At 66.3% G+C, this 22,318-nt stretch carries 18 protein-coding genes; all 18 read right to left on the reverse strand.

Annotation, left to right across the window (positions count from 1 at the left end; genetic code table 11):
• Positions 1-13 precede the first annotated feature (13 nt).
• A complete protein-coding gene (locus tag ACL02S_RS03985) occupies positions 14-1,729 on the reverse strand; it encodes an RsmB/NOP family class I SAM-dependent RNA methyltransferase (RefSeq protein ID WP_412800875.1) in 1,716 nt (571 codons plus the stop codon).
• Positions 1,726-2,649, reverse strand: coding sequence for a methionyl-tRNA formyltransferase (gene fmt / locus ACL02S_RS03990; RefSeq protein ID WP_412800876.1), 924 nt, complete (start codon positions 2,647-2,649; stop codon positions 1,726-1,728). Before fmt ends, ACL02S_RS03985 begins: the two co-directional genes overlap by 4 nt.
• Positions 2,649-3,215, reverse strand: coding sequence for a peptide deformylase (gene def / locus ACL02S_RS03995; protein ID WP_412800877.1), 567 nt, complete (start codon positions 3,213-3,215; stop codon positions 2,649-2,651). The genes fmt and def overlap by 1 nt, the downstream gene beginning before the upstream one ends.
• A gap of 359 nt (positions 3,216-3,574) precedes the next feature.
• The gene (locus ACL02S_RS04000) at positions 3,575-5,137 is read right to left on the reverse strand and encodes a multicopper oxidase family protein (RefSeq protein WP_412800878.1); all 1,563 of its coding nucleotides are present in this window, start codon (positions 5,135-5,137) and stop codon (positions 3,575-3,577) included.
• A gap of 271 nt (positions 5,138-5,408) precedes the next feature.
• Positions 5,409-5,831: a DUF6153 family protein gene (locus ACL02S_RS04005; RefSeq protein ID WP_412800879.1), complete on the reverse strand. Its 423-nt coding sequence runs from the start codon at positions 5,829-5,831 to the stop codon at positions 5,409-5,411.
• Between the two features lie 294 nt (positions 5,832-6,125).
• Entirely contained in the window at positions 6,126-6,986 is an 861-nt protein-coding gene (locus ACL02S_RS04010) for a PI-PLC domain-containing protein (protein WP_412800880.1), read from the reverse strand.
• Between the two features lie 447 nt (positions 6,987-7,433).
• Positions 7,434-8,441: an esterase/lipase family protein gene (locus ACL02S_RS04015; RefSeq protein ID WP_503129041.1), complete on the reverse strand. Its 1,008-nt coding sequence runs from the start codon at positions 8,439-8,441 to the stop codon at positions 7,434-7,436.
• A 51-nt stretch (positions 8,442-8,492) separates the two neighbouring features.
• On the reverse strand, positions 8,493-9,164 hold the full coding sequence (locus ACL02S_RS04020; protein WP_412800882.1) for a PadR family transcriptional regulator: 672 nt from the start codon (positions 9,162-9,164) through the stop codon (positions 8,493-8,495).
• 250 nt (positions 9,165-9,414) lie between these two features.
• Positions 9,415-11,679, reverse strand: coding sequence for a primosomal protein N' (locus tag ACL02S_RS04025; protein WP_503129044.1), 2,265 nt, complete (start codon positions 11,677-11,679; stop codon positions 9,415-9,417).
• A gap of 29 nt (positions 11,680-11,708) precedes the next feature.
• Positions 11,709-12,920, reverse strand: coding sequence for a methionine adenosyltransferase (gene metK / locus ACL02S_RS04030; RefSeq protein ID WP_412800883.1), 1,212 nt, complete (start codon positions 12,918-12,920; stop codon positions 11,709-11,711).
• A gap of 279 nt (positions 12,921-13,199) precedes the next feature.
• Positions 13,200-14,441, reverse strand: a complete 1,242-nt coding sequence (gene coaBC / locus ACL02S_RS04035; RefSeq protein ID WP_412800884.1) for a bifunctional phosphopantothenoylcysteine decarboxylase/phosphopantothenate--cysteine ligase CoaBC — start codon at positions 14,439-14,441, stop codon at positions 13,200-13,202.
• Positions 14,442-14,519: 78 nt separating this feature from the next.
• Positions 14,520-14,801, reverse strand: a complete 282-nt coding sequence (rpoZ, locus tag ACL02S_RS04040; protein WP_412800885.1) for a DNA-directed RNA polymerase subunit omega — start codon at positions 14,799-14,801, stop codon at positions 14,520-14,522.
• Between the two features lie 113 nt (positions 14,802-14,914).
• Positions 14,915-15,499 carry a guanylate kinase gene (gmk, locus tag ACL02S_RS04045; RefSeq protein ID WP_412800886.1) on the reverse strand — a complete coding sequence of 195 codons (585 nt, stop codon included), beginning with the start codon at positions 15,497-15,499 and terminating at the stop codon, positions 14,915-14,917.
• A 5-nt stretch (positions 15,500-15,504) separates the two neighbouring features.
• Positions 15,505-15,825 (reverse strand): integration host factor, actinobacterial type, encoded by a 321-nt coding sequence (gene mihF / locus ACL02S_RS04050; protein WP_028476708.1) that lies wholly within the window; start codon positions 15,823-15,825, stop codon positions 15,505-15,507.
• Between the two features lie 579 nt (positions 15,826-16,404).
• On the reverse strand, positions 16,405-17,229 hold the full coding sequence (pyrF, locus tag ACL02S_RS04055) for an orotidine-5'-phosphate decarboxylase (protein ID WP_412800887.1): 825 nt from the start codon (positions 17,227-17,229) through the stop codon (positions 16,405-16,407).
• Positions 17,230-17,254: 25 nt separating this feature from the next.
• A complete protein-coding gene (carB, locus tag ACL02S_RS04060; RefSeq protein ID WP_412800888.1) occupies positions 17,255-20,569 on the reverse strand; it encodes a carbamoyl-phosphate synthase large subunit in 3,315 nt (1,104 codons plus the stop codon).
• Positions 20,569-21,735 (reverse strand): glutamine-hydrolyzing carbamoyl-phosphate synthase small subunit, encoded by a 1,167-nt coding sequence (carA, locus tag ACL02S_RS04065; RefSeq protein WP_412800889.1) that lies wholly within the window; start codon positions 21,733-21,735, stop codon positions 20,569-20,571. The genes carB and carA overlap by 1 nt, the downstream gene beginning before the upstream one ends.
• Positions 21,732-22,253 carry a PH-like domain-containing protein gene (locus ACL02S_RS04070; protein WP_412800890.1) on the reverse strand — a complete coding sequence of 174 codons (522 nt, stop codon included), beginning with the start codon at positions 22,251-22,253 and terminating at the stop codon, positions 21,732-21,734. The genes carA and ACL02S_RS04070 overlap by 4 nt, the downstream gene beginning before the upstream one ends.
• Positions 22,254-22,318: the final 65 nt, after the last annotated feature.

Below are 22,318 nucleotides of genomic sequence, written 5' to 3' on the forward strand. Positions count from 1 at the left end.
AGCCGACGTGAACTCAGCGTGGCTTACGCAACGCGGCAAGGAACATGGCATCGGTGCCGTGTCGGTGCGGCCACAGCTGTGCTCCTGGTCCGTCTCCCACATCGGTGACACCTGGCAGCAGCTCCCTGGTATCCACCTGCTGCGCACCGAGTCTGCGCACGGCGTCGGCGACGATCGACACGGTCTCCGGGAGATGCGGTGAACACGTGGAGTACACCACGACCCCGCCGGGGCGCAGCAGGTCCCACGCGGCGCTGAGCAGTTCACGTTGTAATACGACCAGCTCGCGAACATCAGCCGGAGTACGCCGCCACCGTGCTTCCGGTCTGCGTCGTAGCGCGCCGAGACCGGAGCACGGGGCATCCACCAGGATGCGGTCGTATCCGGGAGACAACCCGCTGTCCCTGCCGTCGGCGATATGGACATCGACCGGGAGCTCGTGTACCGCCTTACGCACCAGTTCAGCACGATGTTCGGCGGGCTCGACCGCATCCACCCGGAAACCGTCGATCGCGGCGATCGCTCCAAGTAACGCGGCCTTACCCCCTGGTCCCGCACACAGATCGAGCCACCGGCCGGTATCGGGGCCGTCGAGCGGAGCCCGGGTCAGCGCGAGCGCCACCAACTGGCTGCCTTCGTCTTGGACGGCTGCCATCCCGGCCCGCACCGGCTCTAGCTTGCCGGGGTCGCCACCGTCCAGATACACCGCATACGGCGACCACTGTCCTTCCGTACCGCCGGTCACCAGCGCGAGTTCCTCCGCAGTGATGTCGCCGGGTCTGGCTACCAGATGCACCAGCGGACGAGCGTCATCGGCGGCGAGCGCCTCGGGCAGTTCTCCCGCCCGTGCGCCGAGGGCATCGGCGAACGCCTGCGCGATCCACACCGGATGCGCGTATTCGAAGGCCGATCGACCTACCGGGTCGGCAGGAGCGAGCGCCTCGATCCACTGCTCGATGCTCTTCTCCCCCGCCCGCCGCAGTACAGCGTTGACGAAACCCGCCTTACCAGCGCCGAATTCGGTGCGGGCCAAGGCCACCGAGGTATCGACAGCGGCATGTGCGCCGATCCTGGTCCGCAACAGCTGATAGACACCGAGCCGCAATACGTCGAGCAGCGGTCCGTCGATCTCGTCGATCGGCCTGCCTGCCCCTTCCGCGATCACCGCGTCGAGCAGACCGAGCGACCGGCACGCGCCATAGGCGAGTTCGGTCGCCAATGCCGCGTCGCGTCCGGACAATCCCCGTTCCCGCAGCAGTACGGGCAGGACGAGATTGGCGTAGGCGTCCCGCTCGCGGACCGCGCGCAGCACCTCCCACGCGACCGACCGCGGCGGATCGACCGCTTCCCCACGGGCCGATCCGCCGGTAGCCCGTGGTCCTTGTCGCGTTACCGCTTTCGATCCGGTACGAGCCGAGCGCCGCTGCGTAGCACGATCCCGCCTGCCCGCCTCCGAGCGTTGCTGTCCCCCCGGTGCGCGCTGCTCCGCACGATCGCGCTTATCCCTACCGTTCGTGGACCGTTGCTCAGTGGGCTGCGACCGGCCCGTACCGCCGCGGTCTTGCTGCCGTGCCGCGCGCGGCGAGGCATCCCGCGCACGGACTCGCCCCGGCTCGGTGGACCGGTTCGGCCGGCCGGATCGAGTCGCGCGCTCCGGTGCGCCGGTCTGTTCATCCCGTCGTCCGCCGCGCTCGTCGTCCGCGCCGGAACGATTGCCACGCGAGCTCATTCGCCCACCGTGCCCGGCTGCAGCCGGGCGCCACGCGCCCAGTCGAGCGCGGCCATCATCCGCTTGCCTTGCGGCTGTACCTGGCCTAGCCGCACCGCGGTAGTCGCGGTGCCGAGGTAGACGCCCGACTTGCGGACTTCGACCACTCGCTCCGGCAATACCTCTTCGACCAACTCGACCGGGCCGAGCTTCACCCGAGTTCCACCGATCTCGGTCCACGCACCTGGCGCCGGGGTCACCGCACGGATCCGCCTGCTGATGGCCAGCGCGGGCTGATCCCACCGAATATGCCCGTCCTCGACGCCGAGCTTAGGCGCGTACGACACTCCCTCCGTCGACTGCGCGATCGCTCGCACGGTGCCGTCCTCCACTCCGTCCAGCGTCGCTTCCAGCAGCCCGGCCCCACTGTCGGCCAGCCGTTGCAGCAGTATCCCGGCGGTGTCGGTGACCGAGATCTTTTCGGTCACCATGCCGAACACCGGGCCGGTGTCCAATCCGGCCTCGATCTGGAAAGTGGACGCTCCGGTGATCTCATCGCCCGCATCGATCGCCGCCTGCACCGGCGCGGCCCCTCGCCAGGCAGGCAGCAGCGAGAAGTGCAGGTTGATCCAGCCGAAGCGCGGGATATCGAGCACCGGCTGTGGCAGCAGCGCACCATAGGCCACGACCGGACAGCAGTCCGGGGCCAGTTCGGTGAGCTGCGCGATGAACTCCGGATCTGTCGGACGCTGTGGGGTGAACACCGGAATGCCGTGTTCGTCGGCCAGCCTGGCGACCGGTGACCGAGTCACCTTCCTGCCGCGTCCGGCCACCGCGTCGGGCCGGGTCAGCACCGCGATCACCTCATGGCGTGACGATTCGAGCAAACACCGCAGCGACGGTACTGCCGGTTCGGGGGTGCCCGCGAAGACGACGCGCATCAGCGCCCCAGTCCGAACAGATCGGATCGGCCCGCATCGCTCAGCGCGCGCGTCGGGCGCATCGTCGGCCCCGCCGCGAACCAATCGGATTCCCGAATGACCCGCATCGCTTCCTTACGCTGGGCCGGGTCGAGCCGATCGATGAACAGCACACCGTCCAGGTGATCGGTCTCATGCTGCACGCACCGTGCCAGCAACCCCTCGGCCTCGAATGTGACCGCGGTGCCGTCGAGATCGACGCCGGACACGCGCACACGCAACGCCCGCCGCGTGTCATAGCGCAGGCCTGGGATCGACAGACACCCCTCCGGGCCGACCTGTTCCTCATCGCCGACAACTTCCCATTGCGGGTTGATCAGGTGCCCGGCGGCATCTCCGGTGTCGTAGACGAATACCCGCAGGCCGACCCCGATCTGTGGCGCGGCCATACCGACCCCACCGTCGTCGTGCATGGTCTCGGTCAGGTCGGTGACCAGCTGCCGCAGCTCACGGTCGAACACGGTGACCTCCGCGGCGCGGGCACGCAAGATCGGGTCGCCGAACAGGCGAACGGGCTGAATGGTCACGACTGACTCCCGGAAGCGAACGAATACGGTCGCCTCATTCTAGTGAGACGACCGGAAATCCCTGATTCGCCGACCGGAAGCTGATAGAACTCCTATGCGGTCCGGGTGGGGTGTCGATCCCCCCGCCCGGCCGCCCGGAAACAACCCTGATCAGCGACTCGTAGCCATAGATCGAGCTGCTCCGGGCAGGCGATCGGCATCCTCGCCTACGGCGGCTGCCACCTGGCCCGTGGCCGACTATCGCCTGCGGCTGGCTACCGGCCCCGAGCGATCTCGCCGCCGGGCAGCGGCGAGATCGATCTCGGGGTAGGCAGTGCGATAGGGACTACGAACAGCGGCGCGGGGCGGTGGCAGCCGTTTCAAGGTCGACGCACGTACGACAGCACGCTCATCATCCCCGCTTCCGCGTGGTAGGCATTGTGGCAGTGCACCATCCACTGCCCCGGGTTATCGGTGTCCACATCGACTTCGACGGTTCGCATCGGCAATACCAGCGAAGTGTCCTTACGTGGTCCGTTACCTGCGGAGTTGTGCACTTGGAACGTGTGGCCGTGCAGATGCATCGGGTGGAACATCATCGTGTTGTTGACAAAGCGCAACCGGATCCTTTGCCCCGCGGTGACATTCAGCTCCGTATGCTCGGGGAACGCCTTTCCGTCGATGGTCCAGAGATACTTGTCGGTATCGGAACCGAGTGTGAGGTCGAGCGTTTTGTCCGGTTCACGATTCGGCAACCGTACCTCTTCGACGGCGACCAGCTCGTCGGCAGTGATCGGACGACCATCGAGTTCGACCGGACGGATATCCGCTGCGGGTGCGGTACCACCGCCGGTGCGGATCAGGGCGAATCCTTGGCCGGACTTTCCTTCGGCGGAGGCGATCAGCGGGAATACCCCGTCGGCCAAGTCGATGATCGCGTCATACCGTTCGCCCATGCCGAGCAGCAGGTTCGCACCTGTGACCGGTTGCACCGGGAAGCCGTCGCTGTGGGTGACACGCAGCTGGTGGCCACCGACCGCCACCCGGAAGGCGGTATCCGCGGCGGCGTTGATGATCCGCAGCCGCATCCGCTGCCCCGGTCGTCCGGTCAAGGTCACCGGATCGATACCGATCCGGCCGTTGATCAGGTAGAGCGGGTAACTCACGTCACCGGTGTCCGGCCCCAGCGGTGCACGGGGGCCGGTGGGCATCGACATCCCCGACGAACCGTCCGTATGCATACCGCTGTGGCTCATCCCGCCGCCCATACTCATTCCCGACATGCCCTTGGCCCGCAACTGCCGCAGTTGCTCGTCCGGATCGCGGCCATCGATGCCGTCGAGCCAATCGTCCAAGACGAGGACGGCCTCCAGGTCGTAGTCGGCGCCGTCCGCGGGATCTTCGACGATCAACGGTGCGTAGAGCCCTCGGTCGAGCTGGACCCCGACGTGCGGATGGAAGAAATAGGTACCGGCGTCGGGCACGGTGAACTCATAACGGAAGCCGCTGCCAGGCAGCACGGGCGGCTGGGTCACGCCGGGCATACCGTCCATATCATTGCGCAGTGCGATGCCGTGCCAGTGGATCGTCGACGGGGCGGGCAACGCGTTGGTGAACTCTGCCCGCAGCACTTCACCGCGCGTAAGACGGATCTCCCTGCCGGGGAGCAGACCGTCATAGGTCCAGGTCGGCACCTGAATGCCACCGAGATCCACCGTGGTTCGCTCGGCACGGAGTGCGACTTCCCTGACTGCCGCCGAAGCAGCTCGGCGGTTGTTCTCCGCGGTCAGGACCGCATCGGAATCGGGCTGGACAAGGGTGGCCGGGGTCTGCGCATCTTTACCACAGGCGGCGAGAGCGGTGGCCACAGTGGCACCAGCGCCGAGGGCAAGGAATCCGCGCCTGGTCATCGGGGTCGAGTCCGGGGACTGACTGGACAGCATGGTGAGTTCTCCCTGATTTCTGATGTTCGAGTGCTGCGCCCTCGTCATTCGGGACGACGGGCGTGCGGGATCCCGTTCGATGCGATGGCTCGATGCCATGGGTATCGGGATCGTCGGCACAGCCAGGTCCAGCGGGCGGATCGGTACATGCTCCGCACCGATCGCCGCGGGCCGGCAGCGGCCGCTTTCCGCGGAAAATTCGCCGGTATACCGGCTCAGGACAGGAGAAATCGCCTCCACAGCGCTCGGCGCGTGGAAGCGATGGGCTCTGTCAGATCCGCAGGATCGATAACTCGGCCAGGGAGGGCACCGTCCATGGTGGTGAACGCTCGTGGTCCACTCGACGGTAATGAGGCCCCGGAAGACGACTGCCTTCGGCACCGGTCCCGAACCAGTAGAGCAGCGCGAGACCGATCGCCAGGGTCATATGGGACAGAATGAACACACACGCGTGCATCACTTCGTGCCCGACGTCGTAGTGATCGTTCCTCGGCGCCGGATCAGGAGGCAAGCCGTGATCAGCCATTCGCATCACCGCGGCAGCGGGTTCGGCCGCCCCGTGCGCGCCGGGGCCCGCGTCGGAATGACTCCAGAGCACGCCGATATGCATAGCGACAATGCCGAGCAGCAGCACCAACAGGCCCGGCACCCGGGATACCCCTGGTATCAGGGACGGGAGGCGCCGAACAATCACACCGCAATCATAAGCGCGCCTCGCGCACCCTACGCACTCACCCCAAGGGGGTATACCCGTTCCTGCCCGCAGCCCGAATCGCACGACGTTGCCCCACTTCGATGCCGATCCGGCCGATCAGAGCAGCGGGATCGGGACCAAGGGACATCCACCGTAGGATTCCGAAGATTGAGGGCGCTTGCCATCAATTCCTCGGCAGTAGCGGAAGAACACGCTGGTCCCCCATCGGCTTCCTACGACCGGAGCGGGTATCGCTCCCGCCGCCGACCGCCCTGAGAACTGGTCGACAACCGCCTATGAGCGTCTCGACAGGTATTCGGCGAGGTCGGATAGATGGTCGGTGGCGATCCGATCGACACCGACATCGAAGAGCTCGTCCCAGACCGCCTGTCGTGCCGCGCCTGGATCGTCGGGTGCGCCCCAGAAGCGCACTCGCTTACCCTCGGCATGTGCCCGCTGGACGAGAGCGACAAGCTTCTGATGCTCGGCAGCAGGCATCGGTCCCACACCGTTCCAGGAGAACTCTGCGGCCCAATCGGCGTTCACTTCGGGCATGAGATCCCTGGAGTACCCCTTGCCGAGATCGCCGAATGAGCCCACCAGGAAGGCTTGCCGAGACGGCTGTGCGGCCATCACGTCCCGCAACTCGCTTCCGTCGACGAAGGCGGGCAGAATCACCACAGTGACAGGACCACGTACCACGTGGCCGTCGACGAATCGTGTGAAGAGGTCGGCGTACTCGGGCTTGTGCAACAAGGCCTCCAGTTCCCGGTAGCACGTCATCGGATCGAACTTGAACTCGATCATCAACTGGAATTCCCCCTGGTATCCCGAGAGCACTGTTCCGCCGTTATCGTGGACGATCTTGTCGAGCTCCTGCAGATACATGGTGTCGAGTGTCCGGCCATGGCGGATCTCCCAGGGGAAATGCGCGACCCGCAGGCCGCCGCCGGAACCGGTATATCCCGGGTACACATCGGCCTCGACGCTGGTGAACCGCTGTGTGAGCGCATCGCGCAAGGGGCGATCGTGGATGTAGTCGTTGTGGGCATGTGCACGCGGCAATGCGATATCCGCCGATGGGCCTGCCATCGCGAACGGCACCCACCCCATCGGCGCCGCCCAGACAATCACGGCGACCATCGTCAGTGTCATCGCCCGCACACGAGCCGTTACCGATAGCAGAGCACACCGCGGCATCAGCGCGACACCGGCGCGGCGGCTCTCGACTCGGAATCCGGCCGATTGCACACCGACAACCGAGGCGATAGGTCGCGATGGGGCTCTTCGCCTCGACGATTCCACCGGTTTCACCACATCGACCTCCCGTACACCCGGTTACCCGGACACCGAATCGAAGCAGAAACGGCACCCACATGGTTGTGCAACCGAGTGAACAACCGACCGAATCCAGAGAACGAGACAACCGAGACGTTCGACAGAATCCATGAGCCGCCGCCCCGCGATGAGGACTACACCATCTCGTACCACCGCCCATCCGCTCCTCGGCATCGCCGAGGAGCGTCGGGAAGGATCGGCGAGGCCCTGCAGTTCCCCGCGCCGGCCGCGATACCCATCCCGCCCGACTGCTCCGAGTTCGGTTCAGGAATTCCCGGCGATGACCACTTCTGGGATACCGGTGCCGAGTGGAACCGGGCGGCACACCGGGGCCGGACTGCTCGGATCGAGTACCGTGAGCAGCAGTTCCTGCACGAACGGGTCGTACACCATGTGGAAGTGCCCGGTGAGGTCGGCGGGGCACATGTCCTGCAGGACGAGATTCCGCGCACCGGGCCCGTGCAACGCGATGTTTTCGAACGGCTGGATCATCTCGTCGACTCGGCTGCCGATAGTCACGTACCGCACCCCGGGGACGGTATCGCCGCCCGCGTTGAGATCGAGCATGATCGGTGACCCTTCGGCCTGTTGCACCGCGGCGAGCGAGGTCACCCGCGCGAATGCGGGCAGAGCGCCGGGAATCGCCTCGGCGATGGGCACAAGTCCGTACATCACACCGCCGTAACTGGGCGAGGCGAGACCGACCCACTGCTCGACCTCGGGCGCGCCGCCGAGCTTGTTGACGTAGTAGCGGGTCACGACAGCCCCCTGCGAGAATCCGACCAGATCGGCCTTGGTCGCACCGGTCGCCGCGAGCACCTGATCGACGAACGCGCCCACCTGATGGGCACTCAGCACCAAGTCCTCGGTGCCGTAGCTGTCCGCACCGGGACTACCGCCGTAGTTCAACGCGAACACGCAGAATCCGGCCGCGGTCAAACGCGGTGCGATGGCCGACCAGTCGGAGTAGGCCGTTGAGTCGGTCCCATGCGCCAGCACTACCGGCCGGGGATGCTCGGCGCTCGGTACGCAATCGAAGTCGTTGGTACCTATCGGGGCCACATCCGGATGAGTCTTCTGATATCGCGCTGCGGCCAGATGATCGGACTGCGGTGGCCCTGGGTTCATCGGTATATCGGGCATACGGAAGCCCGCGGGCTCCGCCGACGCTGTACCGGAACCGAACGCGGTGGCTCCGGCGAGCAGACAAACCAGCGCAACCCGGCGCAAGGGTGAACAACTCCGAACTCCCGAACCACTCCGCTGTCGCATCTCACAATGATCCCGCTAATCGGATCGAACTTCCTGCCGCAGCGGTATGTTTCACATTTCCCGCGGCTCCGGGGTCTCGTCTTCGGCGAGAATCCGGTAGAGCGATTTGCGGGTCTCGGTGAGCAGTTCCGCGGCACGTACCGCCTGCTCCGCGGTACCGACCGTGGCGACCTGGGCGACCGCACCGGCCAATTGCCCCATGAGCCGGCGCAGGTCCATCCCCTCGGCACCGATGCCATGGGTAACCTCCGCCCATGGATCGCCCAGCTCCTCCCGATGGGCCGCGACATACTCGACACCTGCCGCTGTGAGCTTCGCGGTCTTACGACCTGCGATCTTTTCGATGAGCACCAGCCCCTCGTCCTCCAACTGCGCCAGCGCTGGGTAGATCGACCCAGGGCTCGGCCGCCAGAGGTCGTCGCTGCGCGCACCGATTTGCTGAATGAGTTCGTATCCGTGCATCGGCCGCTCGGTGAGCAGCAGCAGTACCGCCGCGCGGACATCACCGCGCCTGCCCCGGCCGCCGCGACCACGCCCACGACCACGACCCATATGTGGACCGAATCCGGACGAACCGAACTCTGCCCCGAAGCCAGGACCGAACTCTGGGCCGAAGCCATGGCGGCCTCCGCGACGAAAACGCCGCCCACGCTCCGCGTCCGCCTCGCCGGGCAGCAGCCCTCCAGCTCGCCGTTCGGATTTCCGATGTCCGCCGTATCCCATACCTACCTCCTCAGGATGGTGTATTCGATTTCCTTATCGACGATATATCGGCAATACATCGAATTCAAGGGTAAGTCCGAGAAACTCGACGGTGTCGATCCAGCGCCACCCGCCCCTCGGCGATGCGTCAAGGGCACTGCGCATCCAGGGCACCTACCGAATCCCGATCGCGAAAAGCGTGGGCCCACGAGCACGACAGGCCGACACCCTTCGAGCAGCGGCATCACCCACTGTCGGCGAGCGCCGTCCGTCAGCCGATATCGATCGGATCGATCTGGACCCGCAAAGGAGCATCGGAGCGGTGCGTGCTTCGCACCGCCTGAGCGGCGCGCAGCAGGCGCGCCAGCGCTGCCCCTGCGGTGCGCTCGACCCGCAACAGCATGCGCTCGACCTCGGCAGAAGAATCACCGGAAGTGAAGGGCTTGCGCGCGCCGCTCGGCAGCGACACCGGTCCGAGCCGGTCGACGGTATCGGGAAGATCGGCCGCGGAAAGCAGTTCGGCGATGGCCTCGGTAGTGCCATCGATCGCGGCGAGGCGGACCACAGGCGGAAAACCGACCTCGGCGCGCGCAGCCACCTCGGCGCGCGCCGCGCCCACCGGATCCCAGCGGACCAACGCCTGCACGGTAGGGAGAGAAGGCTCGGCCATCACAATGACCTGGCCATGCGCACGGACCAATGCGGCGGCGGCCATCCAGCGACGCAAAGCGTCCTCGGCGGCCCGCAGATCCGCACGGCCGAGTAAGGCCCAGCCATCGAGCAGCAAGGCGACCCCGTAACCACCAGGGACCACGGGTTCGGCACCCACTGTGGCGACAACGACCTGCGGCCCCGGCTCCACGGTATCCAGCACGGCTCCCCCGCCGGAACCACGAATCGGTACGCCGGGAAACGCACGGCCGAGTTCCTCGGCCGTGCGAGCCGCGCCGATCACCACCGCGCGCAAGGCCCGCGATCCGCAGGTAGCACACCGGAATCCGGTCTCGGCGACACCACACCAGCGGCAGGAAGGGGGCTGAGCGATCGCACCGGCCCCTGCTGCCGATCCACGTGCTTGCGGCAGGGTGAGCGGCCCATGGCAGCGCCTGCACCTGGCAGAGGTGCGGCAGCCGGCACAGGCCAGTGCCGGGATGTAGCCACGGCGTGGCACCTGCACCAATACCGGCGCGCCCTCGCGCAATGCGGCGCGAGCCGCCGCGAACGCGACGCCGGGAATCCGGACCGCCCGCGCGACCGGATCACGTTCCAGCGCGATATCGCTGTCGCCGGGAGCACTGATTCTCGGTGCGGCCGCACGCAGCACCGCACGATCGGCGATCACATCATGCGCCCAGCCGGAATCGACCACTGCTTGGATTTCCGCGCTCCGCGCGAAACCCGCCGCCACGAATGCCGCCCCGGTCTCGTGTGCGCGCAGCAATGCCACCTCCCGCGCATGCGGATAGGGGGCGCGCGGTTCGGCGTAGGTGTCGTCACCATCGTCCCAGAGGGCGATCAGCCCGAGGTTCGCCGCAGGCGCGAAGACGGCGCTACGGGTACCGACCACCACCCGCGCGGTACCACGCAGCACAGCGAGCCAGCGCCGGTATCTGGCCGCTGGGCCGAGGCCAGCCGCCAGTCCGACCGCCGAATCCCCGACCAGCCGAATACATTCCGCCAGCACGCGATCGAGATCGCGCTGATCGGGAACGATGAGGATCGCACTACGCCCATGCCCGGCCACCACGGCGGCGAGTTCCGCCAGTCGCCGCGGCCAGTTCTCGCCCGGCAGCGCTTGCCAAGCCGCACGCGCGCCTTTCCCTTGTGCCAGCGCGCCGAGAAAGGCACTGCCGTGGATGTATCGCTCCCACGCCGCGCTGTCCACAGCGCCGTCCGAGCGTTCCGGAGCCTCCTGCGGATCGGCCGATACAGCTGAAGAACCCTGCGCGACAGACGATTCCACTTCGGTCACGGATGACGGCGATATCCGCTGGTCCATGCTCGCATGGTCGGCTCGCACCGAATGCTCCGGCATTTCCCGAGATTCGGTACCGAGCTCGCCTGCCAGCATCGAGGGGGCGAGTGCGGTTTCCCCGTGGATAGACGAAAAAACCTGTACCGCAGCAGATCTTCCGGTTTCCTTGCTTTCGGTGCGAGCATGACGTGGGGGAATGGCCAGCCGCAGCACATCAGCGCGGGTACCCGCATACCGCGCGGCCACCGCAGTGGCCAGCTGGAGAATCTCCGGCGTCAGCACACGCTCGCCGGAGACAACCCGCTCCAGCTCGACCAGCTTGCCACCGTGTTCACTGCGCTCGAGCCGGGCGAGTAGATAGCCGTCGACGCGACGGCCCGCGAAACGCACCCGCACCCGTACTCCCGGCTGGGCGATTTCATCCAGCTCAGGGGGAACCAGATAATCGAAATCGCGGTCGAGGTGCGCCGGCGCCAGCAGCGGAAGCACCCGCGCGATCGGGCATCGTATTACTGTCGAGCCCGCGACCGGACCGTCCGCGGGTTCGGCGGGGGCGCCCACCGCGGGCTCGTTCACTCCGTCCGATCGGGTCAGAGGCCGACGGCCGCGCGCAGCTTATCCGCGCGGTCGGTGTGCTCCCACGGCAGATCGACATCGGTGCGGCCGAAATGACCGTACGCGGCGGTCGGCGCATAGATCGGGCGCAGCAGGTCGAGATCGCGGATGATCGCGCCGGGGCGCAGGTCGAATACCTCGGTGATCGCGGTGGAAATACGTGCCGGATCGACCCGCTCGGTACCGAAGGTCTCGACGAACAGACCGACCGGAGCCGCCTTACCGATCGCATAAGCCACCTGTACCTCGACCCGATCGGCCAAGTCGGCGGCGACCACGTTCTTGGCGACCCAACGCATGGCGTACGCGGCCGAACGGTCCACCTTCGACGGGTCCTTGCCGGAGAAGGCACCACCACCGTGACGGGCCATCCCGCCATAGGTATCGACGATGATCTTGCGGCCGGTCAGGCCCGCATCGCCCATGGGACCACCGAGCACGAACTTGCCCGTCGGGTTGACCAACAGCCGGACCTGCGAGATGTCCAGGGAGGGCACCTCGAGGTCGGCGAGCACCGCGTCGACGACCTTCTCCCGGATATCGGGTGCGAGCAGGTTGTCCAAGTCGATATCGGCGGCGTGCTGCGTGGAGATCACCACCGTATCGAGACGGACCGGACGGTCGCCGTCGTACTCGATGGTGACCTGTGTCTTGCCATCCGGCCGCAGATAGGGCAGCACCCCGGACTTACGCACCTCGGTCAGCCGACGCGACAGCCGATGCGCGAGCGCGATCGGCAATGGCATCAGCTCAGGAGTATCTTTGGTGGCGTAACCGAACATCAGACCCTGGTCGCCCGCACCCTGTCGTTCGATCTGATCATCGGAGCCACCGACACGCGCCTCGTGCGAGGTGTCCACGCCCTGCGCGATATCCGGTGACTGCGCACCGATCGCGATATTCACACCGCACGAATTACCGTCGAAACCCTTTGCGGAAGAGTCGTATCCGATCTCGAGGACCTTCTCCCGGACGATGCGCGGGATATCCGCGTAAGCCGATGTGGTGACTTCACCGGCGACATGGACCTGACCGGTGGTCACCAGGGTCTCCACCGCGACCCGGCTACGCGGATCTTCCGCGAGCAACGCGTCGAGAATGGAATCGCTGATGGCATCACAGATCTTATCCGGATGACCCTCGGTCACAGACTCACTGGTGAAAAGCCGGCTGCCGGAAGTGCCCACAGTTCTTCCTCTCCCTCAACGGGTTACTCGTATCAGCTTGCGACAGTAGCGCGATCCACTACCCCACAACCCTCTTATCTCAGACTATTCCCATACCGCTGCCGCGGCGAACCCCGCCCCGCGCCGCAGGCCCTGAGCGACGACATCACCGATACCGGCTGATCAAAGGACAATCCTGACAGGGACTCGGCCGAACACCGGGCAGCAACACACTCGACGCGACAGCACACTCAGTGCTCGGTTCGACAACGGTGCTCAGCCCGATAACGCGCTCAGCGCTCAGCCCAACAACGCGCTCAACGCGTCGAGCACCCGGCTCGCGAGCAATGCCTTCGAACCGTGATCGAGCGCCTGTTCGGTGCCGTCCGCCCCGAGCAGCCAACCGTCGTTGGTATCCACTTCGAATGCTTTGCCTTCGCCCACAGCGTTGACCACAAGCAGATCGCAACCCTTGCGCTCGAGTTTGGCCCGCGCATGGGTGAGAACGTCGCCGTGCTCGTCACCGGTCTCGGCGGCGAAACCGACGATAGCGGTGCCTGGCAGCTGTCCGTCGCGTCGCGCCTGCACCAGTCCGGCGAGGATGTCGTCGGTCTTGGTCAGTGCGATACCGTCGGGCTCACCCGCACCTTTCTTGATCTTGGCCGCGGCGACATTGGCAGGCCGGAAATCGGCGACAGCCGCGGCCATGATCACCGCGTCGGCACCGACCGCGTGTTTGTCGACAGCGGTCTTCAACTGTTCGGCGGTGGTGACGTGCACCAGCTCGACGGCGGCTGGTGCGGCCATTTCGATCGTGTTGCCCGCGATCAATGTGACCTGCGCGCCGCGCTGCGCCGCGACTCTGGCGAGGGCGTAGCCCTGCTTACCGGAACTACGGTTACCGAGAAACCGCACGGGATCCAACGGCTCTCTGGTTCCGCCCGCGGTGATGACCACCCTACGCCCGGCCAGATCGCGTGGAATCGCGTCGGCGCGCTCCAAGAGCAGCGTGGCGAGGCCGAAGATCTCCTCCGGTTCGGGGAGTCTGCCAGGACCGGTATCGGCTCCGGTGAGCCTGCCCGCGGCCGGCTCCATGACGATCGCGCCATGCGCGCGCAGTGTCGCCACATTGGCGATCGTCGCCGGATGCTCCCACATCTCGGTATGCATCGCAGGCGCGAACAGGATCGGACATCGTGCCGTCAGCAACGTAGCGGTGAGCAGGTCATCGGCCCGGCCCATCGCGGCACGAGCCATGAGATCGGCGGTTGCCGGGGCGATGACCACCAAATCCGCCTCCTGTCCCAGCCGCACGTGCGGGACCGCGGGCACATCGGCGAAGACCCCGGTATGCACCGGGTTCCCCGACAACGCTTCGAAAGTCGCCGTGCCGACGAATTGCAGCGCCGATTCGGTGGGGATCACCCGGACATCATGTCCGGTCTCGGTGAATCGCCGGACCAGCGAACACGCCTTGTAGGCGGCGATCCCTCCGCCTACACCGACGACGACCCGAGTGGTCGCCTGCCCTCCGGCAGTCACTGCTCCTCCGCTGGTCCCTGCCCCTCCGGTAGTCACTGTCCCTCCGGCCTGGTCGTAGTCACCGCTACCCGGCTCGCCTCATTCGCCCTCGGAGTGTTCGAGCAGGTCGGAGTGGATTTCGCGCAATGCGACCGACAACGGCTTCTCCTGCAACCCCGGCTCGACCAGCGGACCGACGTACTCGAGGATGCCATCGCCGAGCTGGTTGTAGTAGTCGTTGATCTGACGTGCCCGCTTGGCCGCGTAGATGACCAGCGAGTACTTGGACGAGGTGCGCTCCAGCAACTCATCGATCGGCGGGTTGGTGAGGCCGACCGGCGTGTCGTAGGCGGGCGTGGCCTTGGTGTCCGTACTGCTCACTAGGGGCTCCTGCTGTATCGGATGTCGCATGAGCGAGGGGCCGGGCAGTCACGCGGGCTGCCTCTACTCGGCCCTGATCACTCCGGCCCTGGTCACTCATGCGCAGATGGGGGTCACGAACTCGAATTTGTGCTAACGAACAAGGATACCAACTGCTCACATGCACTGGTCACCTCGCTGTTGACGATGACGATGTCGAACTCGTCACAGGCCGCCAGTTCGATCCTGGCGGTTTCCAACCGGCGTTCGATCACCTCGGGCGATTCGGTACCGCGAGCGCGCAGCCGCGCCACCAGTTCGTCCCAGCTCGGCGGAGCGAGGAACACCAGGATCGCCTCCGGGATCGCCCGGCGCACCGACCGCGCGCCCGCCAGATCCACTTCGACCAGTACCGGCCTGCCCTGCGCCATAGCGGCGCGCACCGGCCCTGCCGGCGTGCCCGACCGCTGCAACCCACCGTGGATATCCGCCCACTCGAGTAGTTCGCCCGCCTCGATCATCTCGTCGAACTGCGCACGGGATACGAAGTGGTAGTCACGACCGTCGACTTCACCCGGCCGTGGGGCCCTCGTCGTTGCCGACACACTGAAGACCAGATCGGGCAATCGCTCGCGGGCACAGCGGACCACGGTGGACTTGCCCACGGCCGAGGGGCCGACCAGTACGACCAGTCGACCCTTCCGCGTGTGTTCGGTCACTCTCGTCAGGCGTCGAAATCGAACCGAGCCAGCAGCGCCTTGCGCTGCCGATCGCCGAGTCCGCGCAGCCTGCGGGTGGGGGCGATCTCCAGTTCGCTCATGATTTCCGCCGCCTTGACCTTGCCAACCTTCGGCAGGGCCTCCAGCAACGCCGACACCTTCATCTTGCCGAGGATCTCGTCGGTCTCGGCGTCGGTGAGGACCTGCTTCAGATTGGTGCCGCCACGCTTCAAGCGCTCCTTGAGCTCCGCCCGAGCGCGGCGAGCGGCAGCCGCCTTCTCCAAAGCAGCGGCGCGCTGCTCGTCAGTCAGCTGGGGAAGGGCCACGGTTCCTCCGTCTCATCGTTCATTGCATCAACTCCCGCCGGTAACCCGGCAGTCCCAGCGACCGTACCCACGACGTCCGTCAATTGCGAACCCACCCCCCAGGTCAGCGCATGATTCCGGACGCTTTCCGGATTTCGCCGGCGTACACACGACGCACCGTGGGGCAATCCGCGCCGCTGTGCAGATCGTACCGCCTCTGCCACGAAATGCCCCGCTATCAGGGCATTTCCGCCGCAGCGATGGATTGCGGAAAGGTTGCGGTAGCGGCACGCGCCGCTTCGGCAATCACGCACCCGCTCGACCAGGAACTTTCTCGAAATTCTCCGCGTGTCGCGCATTCCTTGTGCGTGTCGGGCATCACATCCGGCTCCCGTGCGCCGAATACGGCATCCAGTGCCGCGACAACAGGCCGGGTACGGCATTCGGACAATCAGGCCATAGCCGTCCACCAGATGCCCGTGAAACCGGCGCAGAAGCGCGAACAGGCCCCGGTACAGGGCATGTGGCCGAGCCGACCGACGCAGGAAACGACCGGAGGCCGACCGCGGGTGCGGTCGGCCTCCGTATCACTGCGCCGGATTATTTCTGCAGAAACGCGAACGCGTCCTGCATCGCGTGCACGCGGGCACGCAGTGCCGGGATATCAGGTCCTTCCCGAAGCACCTCACGTGAGACATTCGGTACGACATTTCGCAGGACCGACTCGGGAACCAGATCACGAACGGTCTCCGGAGCACCGCCCTGAGCACCGACACCCGGCATGAGGATCGGTCCGTTGAGCGCGGACAGGTCCGGCGCCTCGGTCAGCGTGGCACCGACCACGACACCCACCGAACCGAACTGAGCGCCCGCATTGCGCGCCGCGGCCTCGTCGACCATCGTCTGGGCGACCGTGCGCCCGTCCGCCGCGACTGCCCGCTGCACCAGCGCCCCTTCCGGGTTCGACGTGGCCGCCAGCACGAACACCCCTCGGTGCTCGGCCTCGGCCAGATCCAGAGCCGGTGCCAGGGCACCGAAGCCGAGGTACGGCGAGACCGTCACCGCATCCGATCCGAGTGGACCGTCGGCCAGCCAGGTACGGGCATAGGCCGCCATGGTAGAGCCGATATCGCCGCGCTTGGCATCGGCGAGCACCAGGGTTCCCGATGCGCGCAGCACCTCGATGGTGCGCTCCAAGACAGCGATTCCACCGCAGCCATAGGCCTCGAAGAACGCGACCTGCGGTTTGACCAGCGCGACCCGGCCGTCGAATGCCTCGACACAGATCTCGGCGAAACGCTCGAGCCCCTCCGCGTCCTCGGTCAGGCCCCAGGACCGCAGCAGTTCCGGATGCGGATCGATACCGACGCACACCGGGCCGAAATGCCGCATCGCGTGCCGCAGCCTGCTGCCGAAGGATTTCATCGCACTCACCCCGTCCAGTGGCGGCTCACCCACGGAGCACCGAGTGCAGTTCCTGCAGCGAACGCACCCCGATCCCACCGTTGATGCTGGCCTCGATCCCCTGCACCGCGGCAGCGGCACCCTGCACGGTGGTGATGCACGGAATATTCGCGCCCACTGCCGCACTGCGGATCTCATAACCGTCCACCCGAGGACCGGAATTACCGTACGGGGTGTTGAACACCATATCGATCTCGCCGTCCCTGATCTGGTCCACGATCGAGGGACGCGGGTCGTCCGCCTCCTCCGGATCCGAGTGCTTGCGCACCTGTTCGCACGGGATACCGTTGCGGCGAAGCATCTCCGCGGTGCCCTCGGTGGCCAGAATCCGGAACCCCAGATCGTTGAGGCGCTTCACCGGGAAGACCATCGCGCGCTTGTCCCGGTTGGCGATCGAGACGAAGACCGTGCCGTCGATCGGCAGCGAACCGTAGGCCGCGGCCTGGCTCTTGGCGAAAGCGGTGCCGAAATCGACATCGATGCCCATCACCTCACCGGTGGACTTCATCTCCGGCGACAGCAGCGAATCCACCCCGCTGCCGTCGACGCGACGGAACCGGTTGAAGGGCAGCACGGCTTCCTTGACCGCGACCGGAGCGTCCAGCGGCACATGGCCGCCGTCGCCTTCGCTCGGGAGCATTCCCTCGGTGCGTAGCTCGGCGATGGTTGCACCGAGCATGATCCGCGCGGCAGCCTTGGCCAGCGGCACCGCGGTGGCCTTGGAGACGAACGGAACCGTACGGCTGGCCCGTGGATTGGCTTCCAGCACGTAGAGCACATCGTCCTTGAGCGCGTACTGCACATTGAGCAGGCCCTTGACACCGATGCCCTTGGCCAGTTCGACGGTGGACCGGCGCACTGCCTCGATATCGCTGCGGCCGAGTGTGATCGGTGGCAGCGCGCAGGCGGAATCGCCGGAATGGATGCCTGCCTCCTCGATATGCTCCATCACACCGCCGAGGTAGACCTCCTCGCCATCGCACAATGCGTCGACATCGATCTCGATCGCGTCCTCCAGGAACCGGTCGACCAGCACCGGATGTTCCGGGCTCAGCTCGGTCGCGCGGGAGATATAGCCCTCGAGGGAGCTCTCGTCGTAGACGATCTCCATACCGCGCCCGCCGAGCACATAGGACGGGCGCACCAGCACCGGATAACCGATATCCGCGGCGATCTTCTTCGCCTGCGCGAAGGTGGTCGCCGTACCGTACTTCGGTGCGGGCAGCCCGGCCGCGACCAGTACATCGCCGAACTCGCCGCGGTCCTCGGCCAGGTCGATGGCGGCCGCGCTGGTGCCGACCACCGGCACCCCGGCCTCGGTGAGCCGGTGGGCGAGGCCGAGCGGAGTCTGGCCACCCAGCTGCACGATAACGCCCGCGACCGTACCCGACTCGCATTCGGAGTGGTAGACCTCGAGCACATCTTCGAAGGTGAGCGGCTCGAAGTACAGCCGGTCGGCGGTGTCGTAGTCGGTGGAGACGGTCTCGGGATTGCAGTTGACTATCACCGTCTCGTATCCGGCCCGCGACAGCGTCTGCGCCGCGTGCACACACGAGTAGTCGAACTCGATGCCCTGGCCGATCCGGTTCGGCCCGGAGCCGAGGATGATCACTTTCTCGCGTTCGCGCTGCGGCGCGACCTCCGATTCGGCTGCCGGATCGAGCTCATAGGCCGAGTAGTGATACGGGGTCTTCGCCTCGAACTCGGCAGCGCAAGTATCGACGGTCTTGAAGACCGGGCGGATACCGAGCCGGTGCCGCAGGGCCCGCACTCCGCTCTCCCCAGCCAGCTCCGGACGCAACGCGGCCAGCTGCCGATCGGACAGCCCGTAGTGCTTGGCCCGGCGCAGTAGCGGCTCGTCCAGCACCGGCGCGTCGAGGATCTCGCGGCGCAGTTCGACCAAAGCGGCCACCTCGGCGACGAACCACGGATCGATGCCGGAAGCGGCGGCGACCTCCTCGATGCTCGCGCCATGGCGCAGCGCCCGCTCGACCTGATAGATACGTCCCTCGGTCGGGGTACGCAGATCGTCGAGAATCGCTTGGACGTCGGTCCATTCACCGTCGTCCTCGGTCCAGAAGCCGGTGGCCTTGGTCTCCAGCGAACGCAGCACCTTGCCCAGCGCCTCGGTGAAGTTACGCCCGAGCGACATCGCCTCGCCCACCGACTTCATGGTGGTGGTCAGCGTGGGGTCGGCACCGGGGAACTTCTCGAACGCGAACCGCGGCGCCTTGACCACGACATAGTCCAGGGTCGGCTCGAAGCAGGCCGGGGTTTCCTTGGTGATGTCGTTGACGATCTCGTCGAGCGTATAACCGATGGCCAGCTTGGCGGCGATCTTCGCGATCGGGAAACCGGTGGCCTTGGAAGCCAGTGCGGACGAGCGTGACACCCTCGGGTTCATCTCGATGACGATCAGGCGGCCGTCCTGCGGGTTCACCGCGAACTGAATATTGCAGCCACCGGTGTCGACGCCGACCTTCCGCAGGATGGCGATGCCGAGATCACGCAGCTTCTGGTACTCGCGGTCGGTGAGCGTCATGGCAGGGGCGACGGTGACCGAATCACCGGTGTGCACGCCCATCGGGTCGACGTTCTCGATCGAGCAGACCACAACGACGTTGTCGCGGCCGTCGCGCATCAGCTCGAGCTCGTATTCCTTCCACCCGAGGATGGACTCCTCGATGAGTACATTCGCGGTGGGCGAGGCAGCCAGCCCGCCGCCTGCGATGCGGTCGAGATCGTCATCGTTGTAGGCCATACCGGAGCCGAGCCCACCCATGGTGAACGAAGGGCGCACCACGACAGGGAAGCCCAGTTCGGCGACCGTCTCGCGGACCTCGTCCATGGTGAAGCAGACCCGCGACCGCGCGCTCTCCCCGCCCACCTCGGCGACGATGTCCTTGAACTTCTGCCGGTCCTCACCACGCTGAATGGCGTCGAAATCGGCGCCGATCAGCTCGACACCGTACTTCTCCAGCACCCCGCGCTCATGCAGCGCGACCGCGGTGTTCAGCGCGGTCTGCCCACCGAGCGTGGCCAGGATCGCGTCCGGGCGCTCCTTCTCGATGACCTTCTCCACGAACTCCGGTGTGATCGGCTCGACGTAGGTGGAATCGGCGAACTCAGGATCGGTCATGATCGTCGCCGGGTTCGAGTTGACCAGCGACACCCGCAGGCCCTCGGCCCGCAGCACCCGGCACGCCTGCGTGCCGGAATAATCGAATTCGCACGCCTGGCCGATAACGATCGGGCCAGAGCCGATCACCAGGATGTGCTCGAGATCCTCGCGGCGAGGCATCAGGCTCCTTCCATGAGACCGGCGAAACGGTCGAACAAATATGCGGCGTCGTGCGGGCCTGCGGCGGCCTCTGGGTGGTACTGCACCGAGAAGGCGCGGCCGTCGACCAGCCGGACACCTTCGACGGTGCCGTCGTTGGCGCAGACGTGGCTCACCTCGGCTGTGCCGAAGGGGGTGTCGAACCGCTCGCCCCGCTCGCCTTCCAGTGCGAAACCGTGGTTCTGCGCGGTGATCGAGATCCGGCCGGTCTCGTGCTCCACCACCGGGATGTTGATACCGCGGTGGCCGAACTTCATCTTGTAGGTGTTGCGGCCGAGCGCGCGGCCGAGGATCTGGTTACCGAAGCAGATACCGAACAGCGGCAGGCCCTCGCCGAGCACACCGCGGGTCAGCTCGACCGCGCTATCGGCGGTGGCCGGATCGCCGGGACCGTTGGACAGGAAGACCCCGTCGGGCTTCAGCTCCAGGATCTGCTCCAGCGTCGTAGCCGAGGACACCACATGCACCCGCATACCACGCTGGGCGAACATGCGCGGGGTATTGGTCTTGATACCGAGATCGACCGCGACCACGGTGCACCGATGCTCACCGTCCGGCTCGATGGTGTAGAGCGCGTCGGTGCTCACCTCACCCGCCAGATCGGCGCCGAGCATCGACGGCTGGCCGTTGACTCTGGCCACCAGCTCGTCGGTGGCCGCGAGTGCGGCCCCGGAGAAGATGCCCGCTTTCATCGACCCGCGGGTACGCAGGTGGCGCACCAGCGCACGAGTGTCGATGCCCGCGATACCGACGACGCTCTGGCGCTCCAACTCCTCCGGCAAGGTCGTCGTCGCGCGCCAATTGGACGCGCGCCGCGCCGGGTCGCGTACCGCGTATCCGGCGACCCAGATCTTCGCGGACTCGTCGTCCTCGTCGTTCCAGCCGGTGTTGCCGATCTGCGGTGCGGCGGCCACCACGATCTGCCGATGGTAGGACGGGTCGGTGAGGGTTTCCTGGTACCCGGTCATCGCGGTGCAGAACACCGCCTCACCGAGCGTCTGGCCCACCGCGCCGTAGGCAAGGCCGCGGAATACCCGACCGTCCTCCAGCACGAGGGCCGCTTCTGCTCCCCCCTTGTTCCCGGCTGGGTCCGTGCCCAGCCCGACCCCGCCCGTTTCGCGCGTCATCCTTCGTCATCTCCCGTCATTGTCCCGGCCTGATCCGCCGTCGAAAACTGCTGCCATGCCGGGTAGACCGACTTGTCGTCACCACGGAAACCGGTATCGATCTCGGTTCCTGTCGGCAGTATCCAGCGAATGACCAGCACACCGTCTTCTGTCATCACTTTGCCCGCATGACCACGTTCGGTGCGCACCGCCGTGATGGACTCCTGCGGAATCCAGATCACCGCCGCACCGTGGCGTTCGAGCAGAATTCCCCGTTCGAACCGGGTGAGCTCCGCTGTCGCTCGAAAACCCAGATCGCCCACCGTGATCCGGTCCTGCCAACTGGGGGCGATGGTGCTGCCCAGGTACAGGCCGGTGGTCGGCTCCAGCAACTGCGCCCCGAACTCGGCGGGCACGCTTGGCAGCACACCGATACGCTCCGCCTGGCGCGCCGCGCGGTTGCGCCAGCCTCGATACATCAACCAGAGGCACGCCACGAACAGCACGAGCAGCCCGGCAACCCAGAGTATTCTTTCCATTCACGGACCTCCCGTGCTCGATCTACGGCGCTCCCCATGCCTTCGGCAGCGGGCGCACGCCGCGC

Source organism: Nocardia spongicola (assembly GCF_047200775.1).
Classification (GTDB): Bacteria; Actinomycetota; Actinomycetes; order Mycobacteriales; family Mycobacteriaceae; genus Nocardia.